A 15930-nucleotide genomic window follows, 5' to 3' on the forward strand; every position below is an offset into this window, starting at 1 on the left:
AGAATATGGGGAATACAGATAAATTCGAAATGATAGCGAGTTCTTATGATACTCCTGAAAGAATTAACATTGCAAAAGTTTCTTCTGATGCAATTCGAGAATACTTAATTGATTCTAAAAATAAGAGTGCGATTGACTTTGGGTGTGGCACTGGATTAGTTGGAATGAATTTATTAGACGACTTTTCTACGGTAACTTTTTTGGATACTTCACAAAATATGATTCATCAGTTAGATCAAAAGATATCCAATTTAAAGCTTGAGAATGCCAAAACACTTTTATTTGATTTTGAAAAAGAGGAGCAATTGGATATACGAGCAGACTATATCTTTATGGCACAAGTTTTGCTTCATATAAAGGATATAGAGTTAATTTTATCAAGGCTATATCAGATTTTAAATGATGAAGGGCATTTGATTATTGTTGATTTTATAGAAAATGATAAAGTCATATCCGACATCGTTCATCCAGGATTTGATGTATCAAATTTATCAGACAGGATGTCTGCGATAGGCTATAAAAAGATTCAATGCAAGACGTTTTATCATGGAAGTAAAATATTTATGGGGCAGGATGCATCCTTATTTGTCCTAGATGCAAAGAAATAAAGATTGAAATAAAAACATCAGTTTTGTACTTTTCGTATTTGACTGATGTTTTTATTTTGGTTAAATTAATACAAGATATATTTTGTATATTTTCATATTATTGCAAAAATAAAGGAGATGGCTTCGCAAAAAGGCATCATATGCCTATAAAACAAACTTTTGGTATACAATCGTTGACGGGTGTTTATCAGAGTGCTATAATTTTCCAAAGCATTATTGATTATCATATGGTACCACAAATTAATGGATTGTGAAAAAGATGTAAAAATAATACCAATTGATAGAAACTGTAAATGAATATAAACATAAAAGAAAGTGAGAAACGCATGAAACCAATCATACAAGTAAAGAATTTTACAAAACGATATGGTGATTTTATAGCTGTGAATGATATATCTTTTGAGGTGGAGGAAGGAAGCGTATTTGCATTTCTAGGCCCCAATGGTGCTGGAAAGAGTACAACGATTAACACCTTATGTACGATATTTGAAAAAACAAAAGGTGCGCTTTTGATTGATGGTAAGGATGTAAGTGATCAAAAGAGTGAAGTAAGAGCCGCGATTGGCGTTGTATTTCAAGATTCCACACTCGATGCCAAGATGACAATTGAAGAAAACCTAAAAATGCATAGCGTATTTTATAACATTCCCAAAAGAGAAGTAGAAGAACGTATACAATTTGTATTAGAATTAGTGGACTTGGTAAACGAAAGAAAAAAGATGGTTTCAGCGTTGTCAGGGGGTATGAAGCGACGTGTAGAAATTGCCAGAGGCTTGATGCACTATCCAAAAGTTCTTTTTCTAGATGAACCAACCACTGGATTAGATCCGCAGACACGAGCTCATATATGGGAATACATTATTAAGCTTCAAAAGGAACGAAACATTACCATCTTTCTTACAACGCACTACATGGAAGAGGCAGAGATATGTGATAAGGTCGCAATCATCGATGGAGGCGTTATCGTAGCTCACGATACACCTTATGCCTTGAAAAAAAAGTACACAAAAGACACGGCATATATCAATACAAATAATGAGGCTGAACTAGAGAATTTGCTAGTAAAGCACCAATTGAATTATAAAAAGAAAGACGGATATTACCGAGTAGAAGCAGAAGACTTATCTGGCCTTTTGGAGGTTTTAAGTAATCATAAAGATAATATAACCAATATTGAGATTAAAAAAGGTACATTTAACGATGTTTTCCTAGAGATAACGGGAAAGAAAATCAGGGAGGAGGCATAGGATGAGTACAGTAGTAGCGTTATGGAAACGAGGATTAAAGGCTTTTATCAGAAATAAAACAGGACTTATATTTTCTCTTATATTTCCTTTCTTCTTTGTTTATGTATTTGGGGCAATCTTTAAAAATGATTTTATAGAAAATCCAATTGCCTACATGCTATCAGGTGTTATAATTACGACAGTATTTGAAAGTGCACTTAATTTGGCGTCTTCTACCGTTGATGATATGGTTAGTGGATTCATGAAAGAGGTATTGGTATCTCCAGCCAAACGAATATACGTAGCATTGGGACAACTATTATCCGCTGCCACAGTTGCAACGTTACAAGGAATATTAATATTGGTAGTTGGATTATTCATTGGAATTGAGTTTCATGATATTACAACACCAATCTATGTTCTAGTATCAATGATATTCATTGGTATTGTTTTTTCGGGAGTCGGACTTTTCATGGCAACTAAGGTACGTAATGGGCAGACCTTTCAGATTATTAAGACGGCAGTTACTATGCCCCTTACCTTTCTTTCAGGAGCATACGTTCCGTTGTCGTTGTTACCTGGTACACTTAAATTTGTAGCATATTTTAATCCAATGACGTATGCAACAGCATTTTTTCGCATGATTATTTTAGAAAAAACGAACCTTTCTACGGCTGAATTAATAAAGGAAGGATTAGTAGTTGATATAAATGGATTTATTATAACTCCATTTATGACCTTCGTAGTTATTTTAATTATTGGAGTAGCGTTCTTATTGTTATCTACGATTTCATTTGTGAAAACAGATTTTTCTAAATTAAATAGAAGCGCAATGGATGGAAATGCTATTTGGAGCTAGTATTAATAATTCAAACCTTATGGGCTACCTTGTGTAGCTCTTTTTTTTATGTATAAGAATTGCGTCCTACTACATAAAACCCTTCGGGCTATCTCAAAAGAGAGTTCTCTTTAAGTTGGGAAAATTAGGAACACAGGATTGACAATGCAAATATACTATGTTACTGTTCAAATATAGACCGACAGTCAGTCGGTTGGTAAGGAGATTAGTATGAGAACGGTAAAAGATGCAAAAGAACGTAGAGATGAAATATTAGATGCGGCAGATGAGCTTTTTTCTCAGAAGGGGTTTGACAAAACAAGTACGAATGAAATTTTAGAAAAGATAGGAATCGCTAGGGGAACACTTTATTATCATTTTAAATCAAAAGAAGATATTATGGATGCATTGATTAAACGCTATGAAAAAGTACTTTTTGAAAATGCAGAAAAGATTGCGAAAGATAAAAGCATACCAGTGTATGAGCGAATCGTAAAGGTAGTCAAGGCTTTAAACATAAGTGAGCAAGGCAATGGACAGATTATAGATCATATGCATAAACCACAGAATGCTTTAATGCATCAAAAGACACAGGCTACGATAATCAAGCGTTTAACACCACTGCTTACAGGAATAATAGAAGAGGGAATAGAAAAGGGATTATTCCAAACACCGTTTCCATATGAATGCATGGAAATGGCTATCATTTACGCAAGTACAATTTTTGACAGTGATATGATTGTTTTAAGCAATGAACAGCGAAAAGAACGAATGCAGGCATTTATTTATAATATTGGAAGAATGCTTATGATTGAGGAAGAAGGGGCATCCTACTTGAAGCAGATATTTGAAAGGAAAGAGGTGTAAGATGAAGGAAAGGAATCATTCTTTTCACAAATTCTTATTGTTATGGTCGGGCGAATTTATTTCTGCAATAGGAAGTGGACTTACCTCTTTTGGACTTTCTGTTTATGTATTTGAACAGACAGGAAAGGCATCTATCGCGGCACTTATTACCTTGTTGGCATTCTTGCCTTCCCTTTTGTTGAGCGCGGTTGCGGGCGTACTTGCGGACCGCTATGATAGAAGAATCTTAATGGTTCTTGGAGATAGTCTGTCAGCTTTAGGACTGCTTTATATTCTGGTTTGTATGTTAACTGGAAAAGCATCAATCTGGCAGATTTGTATTGGGGTTACGATTAGTTCCGTGTTTTCTTCATTACTAGATCCCGCTTACAAAGCAACCATTACCGACTTGCTAACGAAGGAACAGTTTACCAAAGCAAGTGGTCTGGTTCAAGTTGCGGGTTCAGCAAAATATTTGATATCTCCGATTCTTGCAGGATATTTGCTTCATGTATCAGATATTAAATTCTTACTTGTGTTAGATATCGGTACTTTCTTTATTACGGTGACAGCAGCATTGGTTGTTCGAAAAGGTTTAAAGGCCAAAGAATACATTAAGGCAAAATCCTTCATGAGTGAATTAAAGGAAGGATGGGGAGCAGTTTCTGGGAACAAAGGAGTCCTTCTCCTTGTTATAATGGCCTCTGCAATCACTTTTTGCCTTGGTTTTATTCAAACATTATCCACACCTATGATACTGGCTTTTTCTAATAGTAAGATGCTAGGAAACATTGAAACCATATCTGCAACGGGAATGCTTGTATCCAGTGCGCTGATTGGCTTCTTTTCCATAAAGAAAGGATATGTCAAGATATTATCACTTTCTTTATTTGGTGCAGGTATCTTTATGGTGTTATTTGGTTTACGTGAAGATATTGTTTTGATTGCGGTTGCTGGCTTTTTATTTTTTATGATGCTCCCATTTGCTAATACCAGTCTTGATTATCTAATACGTACCAATATAGAAAATGAAATGCAAGGAAGAGCTTGGGGCTTCATTGGAGTGATTTCTCAGTTTGGATACGTTGTTGCTTACGCTATTTCGGGTGTACTTGCTGATTATGTATTTACACCTCTCTTACTAAGTGAAGGTATCCTTGCTAAGAGCATAGGAAGCATTACAGGTACGGGCATTGGAAGAGGAACGGGACTTCTTATTTCGTTTGCAGGAATCTTACTTTGCGTTCTTGCATTTGTTTTATATCATTTAAAAGCGGTAAAAAAGCTTGAAATGCAAGGAGGTAAGAGCAATTATGTATTACAGAATAATTCGTAATGACTTTATGAAAAATAAATTAATTACTGGAACAATTATGGTATTTATTAGTATTTCAGCTATGCTTGTTTCACTTGCAGCAATATTAATCGTTAACCTTTCAGGCTCGATTGATACCTTAATGACAAAGGCAAAGACGCCTCATTTTATGCAAATGCATACAGGAGAAATAAACGAGGAAAGATTGTTAGAATTTGTATTACAAAATAGTAAGGTTGATGAGTTTCAAGTGGCTGAATTTCTCAATTTAGAAAACAGTAGAATTTTTATCAATGAAAATTCGCTTTCACACAGTGTGCAAGACAATGGAGTAGCAGTACAAAATAAAACATTTGATTACTTGCTAGATCTTGAGGGGAATGTAATTACCGTATCACCAGGAGAAATCTATGTTCCAGTTAGCTATAAAAAAGATGGGACAGCAAAGTTAGGGGATAGCGTTTTGATATATGGCCATAAATTTCTTGTGGCCGGCTTCCTTCGTGATTCCCAAATGAATTCATTATTAGCATCCTCAAAACGGTTTTTGATACATGAAGCAGATTACTCGCAACTAGAAGACGTTGGGAGTAAGGAGTATTTGATTGAATATCGGTTAAAAGATAAGAAGGATATAAATGTTTTTGAAGCAGAATACACAAAAGCAAATCTAGAAAAAAATGGTCCAACTCTTACGTATCCGCTATTTCAAATGTTAAATGCGATATCGGATGGAATCATGATTGGAGTATTACTACTTGTTTGCATACTTGTAGTTGCTATCTCATTTATGTGTATACGATTTACGCTACTCGCTAAAATTGAAGAAGATTACAAGGAAATTGGTGTGCTAAAAGCAATTGGGCTACGAGTTACTGACATTAAGAAAATTTATCTAGCAAAATACGCTGTTATAACAGCCGTTAGTTGTATTCTGGGTATAATTTTATCCACTGTATTTCGTGGAAAGCTTCTTTGGAACATACGTCTTACTTTGGGAGAAAGTGCTTACTCTTCCTACGCATTTTGCTTTGGAATCATGGGTGTTATACTTGTATTCTTTACTATGATAGCTTATGTGAACAAAGTGCTCAAACGCTTCAAAAAGATTTCACCTGCGCAGGCAATTCGATTTGGAATGAATCAAGAAAAATCGATAGAATCAAGAGGTTTTACCTTAAGTAATAACGTGCTGCTTCCTACGAATGTATTCTTGGGTCTGAAAGATGTTTTCGTAAGAAAAAAGCTTTATATAACCATGCTTTTGGTATTTGTTATCGCATCCTTTATTATGATTGTTCCACAAAACTTATATCATACAATAGCAAAAGAAAGCTTTGGAACCTACATGGGAATTGGTCAAAGTGATCTTCGTATTGGTATTATGCAAACAAAGGGAAATATGAGGGAAAGGGCAGAGGAGATCGCTCAGATATTATCAAAGGATGAGTATGTATCAGCATACACCATACTTACCACGAAGACTTTTCAGATTCAGAAGTTGGATGGTTCTATTGAAAATATGAAAATAGAGTTAGGAGATCATACTACATTTCCTTTAAAATATGCAAAGGGAAGAGCGCCTATTAACGAAGATGAAATTGCACTTTCTAAATTAAATGCAGACGAGCTTAAAAAGGTGGTAGGAGATACTATTATACTGTTAAGCGAGGGAACAAAAAGAGAATTAAAAGTATGTGGAATCTATTCTGATATTACAAATGGAGGGAAAACGGCAAAGGCAACCTTTACAGATGATTCGGCCGATATTATGTGGTGTTCAATCGATGTTTTGCTTTCAGACGCAACCATGATTGCAAAAAGGGTAGTGGAATACAAAGAATGCTTCCCATATGCGAAGGTTTCTGATATAAAAGAATTTATGCTTCAAACCTTTGGACCGACCATTCGCTCCATTCATATGGTTTCAGTTGTTTCTCTTAGCATTGCATTATTAATCAGCCTTTTTATTACTCTTTTATTCATAAAAATGCTTATGGCAAAGGATCAATATGCGATTGCTGTAATGAAATCTTTTGGATTTACAATATACGATGTCACCATTCAATACATAACGCGTTCTTTTTTTCTTTTATTTATGGGGGTAACTATTGGTGTTCTTATGGCAAACACGTTTGGAGAGACGCTTGCTGGAATGATTCTAAGTGCACTTGGAGCTTCCACGTTTCGATTTGAAGTGAATGTGGTTTCCTCCTATTTGATTAGCCCATTAATGATGGTATGTTGTGTATTGATAGCAACATTACTGGCAACTTCTTGCATGGGAGAGATTAAGATATCTGATAATATAAAGGAGTAGGATATGAGTAAGATTATAATGAGCAATCGTTTGATAAAGGCATTTGGTAAAGAAGAAGAGAAACGAAATGTTTTAAATGATGTATCTGTTTCAATAGAAGAAGGAGAGTTTGTTTCTGTCATGGGTCCTTCTGGATCAGGCAAATCAACATTAATGTTTTGCCTTAGCGGAATGGATACTGTTGATAGCGGAAGCATTCAATTTGATGGAGAGGATTTAACAAAACAAGAAGAGCAAAAGCTATCCGATATACGTCGAACAAAGATGGGCTTTGTATTCCAGCAGCCTACTTTGTTAAAGAACTTAAATATTTTTGATAATATTATTCTTCCTTCTATACATGAGAACAAAAAAAACAAAGCTGTAATTATAGAAAGAGCTAAATTACTAATGAAACAAACAGGAATCGAAGCACTTACGAAACGAAACATTAAACAGGCCTCTGGAGGACAGCTTCAAAGAGCTGGAATATGTCGAGCGCTTATGGGAAATCCAAAGATAATATTTGGTGATGAGCCTACTGGTTCTCTTGATTCTAAATCGGCACAAGAAATAATGAAGCTCTTTTCCAAAATATCAAAAGATGGTACGACCATCCTCTTAGTAACACATGATGCAAAAGTAGCGGCTCAAACAGAACGCGTATTATTTATGAGTGATGGAAAAATTGTGAATGAAATGCATCTTATGAAATACAATGGAGCGAATCTAGAAGAAAGAGTAAGTAAGATAACAGAGCAAATGAAAATGATTGGGATGTGAACATAAAAAGAAAGGCCGTAATATACGACCTTTCTTTTATCTTTTATTCGTTTACATTCGCAATGTATTGATTTAAAATGGATTCTAACATTTCCTGACGTCCAGAAGTGTTCTTAGTTACTCCGTTTGAAAGAGCAAATGCTTCTAATTCTTTAAAACCTACTTTACCGTCAATAATATCTTTACCAATTCCTTCTTGGTAGCTTGCATAACGCCTTGCCTTAAAGTCTTCTAGTACTCGGTCTTCTAGTAATGCAGCGGCAACCTTTAAGCCATGTGCAAAAGTGTCCATTCCAGCTATGTATGAAAGGAATAAATCATCTTCTTCAAATGAACCACGACGTACTTTTGAATCGAAGTTCAAACCACCTTTTCCTAAACCACCTGCTAATAGAATTTCATACATTGCAAGTGTTGTGTCATAGATATTGGTAGGGAATTGATCAGTATCCCATCCAAGCATTGGATCGCCTTGGTTGGCATCTACGCTTCCGAGTACACCATTGATTCTACATTGATTTAATTCATGTTGGAACGTATGCCCTGCCAAAGTTGCATGATTTGCTTCTATGTTTAATTTGAATGAATCGAGTAAATCGTATTTTCTTAAGAAAGATAATACAGTTGCAGTATCAAAATCATACTGATGTTTCGTAGGCTCCATTGGCTTTGGCTCAATTAAGAATTGACCAGTAAATCCGATTTCCTTTGCATAATCAACAGCCATCTTAAGAAGACGTGCCAGATTATCAAGTTCTAAGCCTGTATCTGTATTTAGTAAAGTTTCATAGCCTTCACGACCACCCCAGAATACGTAATTTTCACCACCAAGTTCCTTGGTAATTTCCATTGCTTTTTTAATCTGAGCAGCAGCGTAAGCAAATACAGTTGCATTGCAAGAAGTACCTGCGCCATGAACGAACTTATCGTCACCAAAAGCGTTTGTTGTTCCCCACAAACATTTGATACCAGTGCGGTTCATCTCTTCTTTAATAACTGCTACAATTTTATCCAATCTTTCGTTGGTTTCCTTTAAATCTTTTCCTCTTGGCGCAATGTCTGCATCATGGAAACAGAAAAATGGAATCTGCATTTTATCCATAAATTCAAAAGCAGCATGTACACGCTCAATTGCTTTTTCCATGGTATCATTTGTATTATCCCATGGACGAAACATGGTAGGGCCACCAAATGGGTCATTTCCCATATAAGTTAAAGTATGCCAGTATGACATTGCAAAACGACAGTGTTCCTTCATTGTTTTACCAAGTACAATCTCATCTGGGTTATAATATTTAAATGAAAATGGATTCTTACTCTTAGGTCCTTCATAACTGATTTTCTCAACATTAAAATATGACATATTAAATCCTCCTTTTAATATATAGATATTTTAGCTTCTAACTTTATTATATAGGATTTATCTATAAAATCATGGGTTTTCTTATCCAAAAAAATAGTACAATCTTGTTTTATCTCTTTCTTTTTCTTTTGAATTCAACTATACTATAACTATCGAAAATAAAATGAGGAAAACTTTATATAACTAAGTAGATGAGGAGAGATTGGAGGGGTTATATGAGTAATGAATTCGAAGTAATTCAACCAGATAATATTAGATATATCAATATGATATTCAATAAAATTCAATATCGCTCCCCGCATATGCATAGGGAATTTGAATTAGTCTATAACTTAGGTTGTGATGCAGTCTATCATGTAGGTTCGGTTAGTAAGCGCTTTGAATCAGGTACTTTTGTCATTTTTAATCCCAATCAGGTTCATGAAATTGTATCTGTAGGACCCGATCCATTTATGATATGCCTTCAGATTGCACCTGAGTTTTTCGAGAATATTAATTCCGATATTTCTTTTTTAGAATTTGATTCCTTTTATCTACCTACTTATGAAAACAATAACGTTTCAGAACTTATATTAAAATTATCGGATTCCTATTTAAGTCAGAATAAAAATTATACATTTGAATGTGCCTCCTACATCTATCAGATTTTTAAGGAGTTATTGGATGTATTTCCATATCATATATCCACCGCTTCTGAGCGAAAGAATAATGAAGAAAAGGCACTGCGTTTAAAGCGAATCATTAAATATGCAAAAAACCATTACATGGAAAAAATAAGTTTACAAACACTGGCAAAGGAAGAGAACCTTTCACTTACCTATCTTTCACGTTTTATTAAAGATAATTTGAATCGTTCTTTTCAAGAATACATCGGAGAGCTACGTTATAACCAAGCAAAATACCTCATTAAGCATACCAATAAAAATCTTATGGAGATATGCCAGGAATGTGGTTACTCTGATTATCGATACCTTTATCAAGTCTTTATGAAAAACTATCACTGTTCTCCAAAGCAGTATAGAAATATGTCTGTAGGGGACGGTACTGTTTCATCGCCAGATTCGATTGAAACAAAACTATCGAAAAAAGAAGCACTCGAAATGATGAAGAGCAGATTTTAGATACAAATATAACAATAAGAAAAAACAAATCATAGCTATTTTTATAAGAGGTACCGATTATGATAATAGAAAAGCTACAAGATAAATCAAGCTTTACAGAAAGTGAGAAATGTATTGCCGATTATATCTTAAAGAACAAGAATCAAGTACAACAATTAACTGCAAAGGAGCTAGCAAAGGAAACATTAACAAGTAAATCCTCCATTGTACGTTTCTGTAAAAAACTCGGTGTATCAGGGTTTCAAGAGCTAAAAAAACATATTTATACAGAAATTGTATTAGAAGTAAAAGAAACAAAGAATCATAAATTGCTCATGATCGATAATAAAAGTACGTATTCAGATTACTTACAATCAGTTGATTTCCTATATCAATTTGTTGTTAACAGAATGCATGGGCAATTAAATCACAATGTAATGAAGCGGATTATGAATCGTCTTAATAAGATGGAGCGCATTGACTTTTACTCGTCTGGACTAGGCCATTCCATTGGTGAAGCAACGGCACATAAGTATAGTGCATTGGGAATTGAAAGTATGGCCTATAGTTCAATCAATGAAGCTTTTTGGGTAACGAATAAAAACAATCAAAAGACCGCTGCATTTGTTATCAGTTTATCAGGTAAGAACCCCTCCGTAATTCATATTGCCAAGTCCTTAAAGCGTTATGGTATTTATGTGATTGGTATTGCAGGGCATTCCTCTAAAGAAATGAAAGAACATTGTGATGAGGTGGTTCCAATGATTGAGGGGAAAATACCAACAGGCATGGAACATATGGCTATTGTGTTAAGCTCAAATTATATACTAGATCTTATCTTTACGAGCCTTTATGCACAAAGATATGATAGACAGATTGAGTTATATAAAAAAGTGAATCAAGTGTTTGACAAATAAATAAATGTCTTTTAAAAAGTTTTCTTTCGGTGACACAAAGGTGCCAGAAAAGAAAACTTTTTTTTGACATCTTAGTCCAACTTGCTTTTGGCTAACAGCAAATAAGTTTTGCTTATGTTATACTTACCCTAAGATAAACAGAAATAATTAAGAAACGATAAGGAGGAGCATTATGAGTTTACCAAGAAATTTTTTATGGGGCGGTGCAACCGCGGCAAATCAGTTTGAAGGTGGCGTTTACGAAGGAGGTAAGGGCTTAAATACGGCAGATGTAATTACAGCAGGCAGCCATACCGTTTCTAGAAAAATCACCTTTACAACAAAAGAAGGTGAAAAACGCAGCCAAGATATTATGCCATTTAAAGATTTACCAGATGGTGCAATCTGTGACGTACAAGATGGTTATTATTATCCAAGCCATGTAGGAATTGATTTCTATCATCGATATAAAGAAGACATTGCAATGTTTGCAGAGATGGGATTTAAGTGTTTTCGTCTATCCATTAACTGGGCTAGACTCTTTCCAATGGGAGATGAGACAGAACCAAACGAAGAAGGACTTTTGTTTTACGACAATGTATTTGATGAGTTAAGAAAATATCAGATTGAGCCAGTAGTAACCATTTCACATTATGAGACTCCACTTGGTTTGGTTAACAAATACGGTGGATGGCTTGATAGAAGATGCGTTGACTTTTATGTAAATTATTGTAAGACGCTATTTACTCGCTACAAAGGTAAGGTAAAATACTGGATGACCTTTAATGAAATAAATATTATGGGTATGCTTCCTTTCTTTGCAGGCGGTGTGATAAAGAATAATCCACAAGTTCAGGCACAAGCGGTACACCATCAGTTTGTTGCCAGTGCAAAAGTAGTAAAGCTTGGTCATGAAATAGATCCTGAAAATAAAATTGGTTTGATGGTTGCATATGGTGCTACCTATGGACTTACTTGTAAGCCAGAGGATCAAGTGCTTGCTATGGAGGACACAAGGCGTCGTCATTTCTATTCTGATGTAATGGTAAGAGGATATTACCCAGTTTATAAATTAAAGGAATATGAAAGACAAGGCGTAACACTTGTGATGGAAGAAGGGGATGAGCAAATCCTAAAAGAAGGATGTGTTGATTATCTTGGATTCTCTTACTATACATCAAATTGTGTGACATCGGAAAAGGGTGAAGCAATTGGAGGTAACTTCTCCATGGGTGTAAAAAATCCATATATCAAAGCAAGTGATTGGGGCTGGCAAATTGATGGTATGGGACTTCGAATTGCACTTAATACATTATGGGAGCGTTATCAAAAACCATTATTTATAGTGGAAAACGGACTTGGTGCAGTAGATAAGATAGAAGAAGATGGTAGCATACAAGATGATTATCGAATTGCTTATCTAAAAGAGCACATTGAACAAATGGATATTGCAGTAAATAAAGATGGGGTAGATTTGATTGGATATACGCCATGGGGATGCATTGATCTTGTATCAGCAGGAACGGGAGAAATGAAAAAAAGATATGGCTTTATCTATGTAGATAGAGATGACCAAGGCAATGGTACGTTAAAACGCACTAAGAAAAAATCATTCGATTGGTATAAAAAGGTCATTGAAAGTAATGGCGCAGATTTAGAAATTAAATAAATATAGAATCATATAAAAAGCAAGGGCTAGGTTAAAAACTTATGCCCTTGTTTTTTGGTATATTCTTTATTTTTAAATCGTACTATTAATAAAATGAAATCATCAGTGAGATAATCATGCAAAATTTAGTGTTACAAATTATGAGTCAATATGGTTATATTGGAATCATGTTTCTCATAGCAATTGAAAATATATTTCCTCCCATACCTTCTGAAGTAATTTTAACATTTGGTGGATTTATGACTACATATACTTCGCTGCATGTAATCGGAGTCATAATCTCGGCTACATTTGGCTCCTTAATCGGTGCCATATTTTTGTATGGAATAGGCAGCTACTTATCACCAGAGCGTCTAGGAAAGCTACTAGATGGCAAACTTGGTAAGATACTCAATTTAAGAAAAGAAGATATGATGAATGCTTGTGAGTGGTTCAATCAAAAAGGAAAAAGTACAGTATTATTTTGCAGATGTATTCCAATTATAAGGAGCTTGATATCAATTCCTGCTGGAATGGCAGAAATGCAAATGAGTGTATTTTTGCTATTTACGACCATCGGTTCACTCATATGGAATACTGCTTTGGTTTGTCTTGGTGCAGCACTTGGAGCATCCTGGGAAAAGATTATAGAAAAGACAGGTGTATTATCTCAAATCATATTAATGCTACTTTTATTTGGTATTACATTCATTGCTATGAGGATTGTGAAAAAAAAGCTTTGTCTGATGGAAGAAAATAAAAGTATTAGGAAGAAATAAATATGTAAAAAATTACCTGTAAGAAATTAGCGTCTCTATATTTAGGAATGTAATAAAAATGTCGAAATAAGACAGACAAAAATAAAATAAATTATCAGTAGAATAAACCCAGGGTTATTAGTATAATAGCGGAGTAAAATCTAGCTGTTTTTGGTGTTTCATTTTTTAGAGACTTATAAGGAAACGTACAGCGGCAGCCTGCTATCCTAAGGCTGCCGTATGATAATTATATTACAGAAAGACGTTCAAAAGACTCAAATTTTCACAAGAAAACATACAAAAATAGGACGCAGTATGGATTATACTGCGTCCATATTAAATAGTCGACTGTATTATTATTCCTAACTCAAAAATTAAATATACATAGGAATAAAGGAGAAAAGAAAAGTCCGAATTTAACTACTTCGAGTATTTAAATGGGATTACTGCTTCTACTAGTTCAAAATTTAACATCCCATTAAATATTAAAATAACAGGAGGCGTTTCATGAAGAGGTTTAAGGATTTTAGTATTGCACGTAAGCTATTAACTGGTTTTTTTGCTATGGTAATCATAGCGCTCATCATTGGTGTAATGGGAATATATGGTATGATTCAGATCAATAACATGGATACCTATCTATATGAAAATCAAACGGCACCCATTAAAAATCTATCAAATGCTATAATAAGTTTATATAAGATTCGAGTGAATACGAGAGAGGCAGTAATTTATTCAGGAGATAAGGAAGCCGTTGAAAAGTTAAAACAAAATTATTTTCTAGAAAAGGAACGTTTTTTAACCGAGTCAGAAGAATATAAAAAATCAATTGTAAATAAAGATACAATGGATTTATTTGTGCAAGCAAATAAATTGTTTGAAGAAAGCTTTGATCCAGTGATTCAAAAATGTTTAGAGCAAGCTCTTTCGGGTAATACAGAAGGAATCCTTGATATACTTGACGAAGCGACTGGCATTATACAGCAAATATTTGATAATTATGATAAAATACTTGAGAATCGAATGGAATCAGCAAAGAGAACCAGTGATTCTAATGGAACAACCGCACTTATATTGACAATCATATTGCTTGTAGTATCCATAGTGGGTGCAATAGCTGCAATGTTGTTAGGCTTGAGAATATCTCGTATTATAAGCAAGCCAATTGAACAAGTAGTTAAAGCAGCCAAAGAGATTTCTAAGGGACGTGTGGATGTTGAAATAGTCGGCATTGATTCAAAGGATGAAACAGGACAACTTGCAAAAGCTTTTATGGAAATGGTAGAAGGTATACAAAAACAGGTAAGTGTAGCAGAGCTTATCAGCGCAGGTGATTTTACACAACAAGTACCACTACGTTCCGAAGAAGATGTATTTGGTTTGGCTTTATTAAAAATAGAAAAGGATTTAAGTGAAACATTAAATGCCATTAGTGAGGCATCCAATCAGGTAAATGCTGGAGCGGAACAAATAGCAGATGCAGCACAGTCATTGGCATCAGGGGCAGCAGAACAAGCTGCCACTGTGGAAGAATTAAATGCTTCGATTGAAAATGTAGCAGAGCAGGCAGAACAAAATGCCATCAATGTACGAAAGGCTGCAGAGTACGTGTCACAATCAGAAGAAGGCATACAAAATGGAAATTCACATATGCAAAGTTTAAATGGCGCTATGGATGAAATCAGTAAGTCTTCAAGTAGAATTTTTGATATTACAAAAATGATTGAAGAAATTGCTGCACAGACAAATTTACTCTCCTTAAATGCTGCAATTGAAGCGGCTCGAGCAGGGGATGCGGGAAAAGGATTTGCAGTGGTTGCTTCAGAAGTAAGAGATCTTGCAACACAGTCTGCAGATGCGGCAAAGCAAACAGCGGAGTTAATTCAGAAATCGGTAGATACTGTTTCAGAAGGTGAAAGACTTGCAGCTGAGACACTTCAAATATTAAATAAAGTGGCACAACAGTCTCAATTAGTAGGAGATGCAATACGTGATATTGAATTAGCATCAACAGAGCAAGCGGCAACCATTGAACAAATCAATGAAGGAATAACACAAGTATCAGCCGTTGTACAGACAAATGCTGCAACAGCAGAAGAAAGTTCTGCTTCCAGCGAGGAGCTTGCAGCTCAGGCACAAACATTAAAAACCGAAATTGGTAGATTTAAATTACAATAGTGCAAATAACGAAGGGGAAGTTACTTTACAAACAGCGCTTCATTACGATATAATAGTCAGGAAGTATACGTA

At 34.8% G+C, this 15930-nt stretch carries 13 protein-coding genes; 12 read left to right on the forward strand and 1 reads right to left on the reverse strand.

Annotated features, from left to right (window positions below; translation table 11 throughout):
• Positions 1-5 precede the first annotated feature (5 nt).
• The 7 genes from F7O84_RS16520 to F7O84_RS16550 all read left to right on the forward strand — a co-directional run bounded on the left by F7O84_RS16520 (position 6) and on the right by F7O84_RS16550 (position 7915).
• Positions 6-608, forward strand: a complete 603-nt coding sequence (locus F7O84_RS16520) for a class I SAM-dependent methyltransferase (protein WP_151147807.1) — start codon at positions 6-8, stop codon at positions 606-608.
• 293 nt (positions 609-901) lie between these two features.
• Positions 902-1855, forward strand: a complete 954-nt coding sequence (locus tag F7O84_RS16525; protein ID WP_330578812.1) for an ABC transporter ATP-binding protein — start codon at positions 902-904, stop codon at positions 1853-1855.
• Between the two features lies 1 nt (position 1856).
• Positions 1857-2693 (forward strand): ABC transporter permease, encoded by an 837-nt coding sequence (locus F7O84_RS16530; protein WP_151147810.1) that lies wholly within the window; start codon positions 1857-1859, stop codon positions 2691-2693.
• Positions 2694-2903: 210 nt separating this feature from the next.
• A complete protein-coding gene (locus tag F7O84_RS16535) occupies positions 2904-3539 on the forward strand; it encodes a TetR/AcrR family transcriptional regulator (RefSeq protein ID WP_151147813.1) in 636 nt (211 codons plus the stop codon).
• Between the two features lies 1 nt (position 3540).
• Positions 3541-4854 carry an MFS transporter gene (locus F7O84_RS16540; RefSeq protein ID WP_151147816.1) on the forward strand — a complete coding sequence of 438 codons (1314 nt, stop codon included), beginning with the start codon at positions 3541-3543 and terminating at the stop codon, positions 4852-4854.
• The gene (locus F7O84_RS16545; RefSeq protein ID WP_151147819.1) at positions 4832-7153 is read left to right on the forward strand and encodes an FtsX-like permease family protein; all 2322 of its coding nucleotides are present in this window, start codon (positions 4832-4834) and stop codon (positions 7151-7153) included. Before F7O84_RS16540 ends, F7O84_RS16545 begins: the two co-directional genes overlap by 23 nt.
• A gap of 3 nt (positions 7154-7156) precedes the next feature.
• Complete coding sequence (locus F7O84_RS16550; protein WP_151147822.1) at positions 7157-7915, forward strand: ABC transporter ATP-binding protein; 759 nt, start codon at positions 7157-7159, stop codon at positions 7913-7915.
• 43 nt (positions 7916-7958) lie between these two features.
• Here F7O84_RS16550 and xylA read toward each other — a convergent pair whose 3' ends face one another.
• Positions 7959-9278: a xylose isomerase gene (gene xylA, locus F7O84_RS16555; RefSeq protein WP_151147825.1), complete on the reverse strand. Its 1320-nt coding sequence runs from the start codon at positions 9276-9278 to the stop codon at positions 7959-7961.
• A 215-nt stretch (positions 9279-9493) separates the two neighbouring features.
• Between xylA and F7O84_RS16560 the strand changes: the two genes are divergently transcribed.
• The 5 genes from F7O84_RS16560 (at position 9494) to F7O84_RS16580 (ending at position 15858) form a co-directional block, all read left to right on the forward strand.
• Positions 9494-10399 carry an AraC family transcriptional regulator gene (locus tag F7O84_RS16560; protein ID WP_192451801.1) on the forward strand — a complete coding sequence of 302 codons (906 nt, stop codon included), beginning with the start codon at positions 9494-9496 and terminating at the stop codon, positions 10397-10399.
• A 59-nt stretch (positions 10400-10458) separates the two neighbouring features.
• Positions 10459-11295 carry a MurR/RpiR family transcriptional regulator gene (locus tag F7O84_RS16565; RefSeq protein ID WP_151147831.1) on the forward strand — a complete coding sequence of 279 codons (837 nt, stop codon included), beginning with the start codon at positions 10459-10461 and terminating at the stop codon, positions 11293-11295.
• A 169-nt stretch (positions 11296-11464) separates the two neighbouring features.
• Entirely contained in the window at positions 11465-12943 is a 1479-nt protein-coding gene (locus tag F7O84_RS16570; protein ID WP_478210078.1) for a 6-phospho-beta-glucosidase, read from the forward strand.
• Between the two features lie 116 nt (positions 12944-13059).
• Positions 13060-13701: a DedA family protein gene (locus F7O84_RS16575; RefSeq protein ID WP_151147837.1), complete on the forward strand. Its 642-nt coding sequence runs from the start codon at positions 13060-13062 to the stop codon at positions 13699-13701.
• Positions 13702-14187: 486 nt separating this feature from the next.
• Positions 14188-15858, forward strand: coding sequence for a methyl-accepting chemotaxis protein (locus F7O84_RS16580; RefSeq protein WP_151147840.1), 1671 nt, complete (start codon positions 14188-14190; stop codon positions 15856-15858).
• The last annotated feature ends 72 nt before the right edge of the window (positions 15859-15930 follow it).

The sequence above is a fragment of the Candidatus Galacturonatibacter soehngenii genome (genome assembly GCF_008830185.1).
GTDB lineage: Bacteria > Bacillota > Clostridia > Lachnospirales > Lachnospiraceae > Lachnotalea > Lachnotalea soehngenii.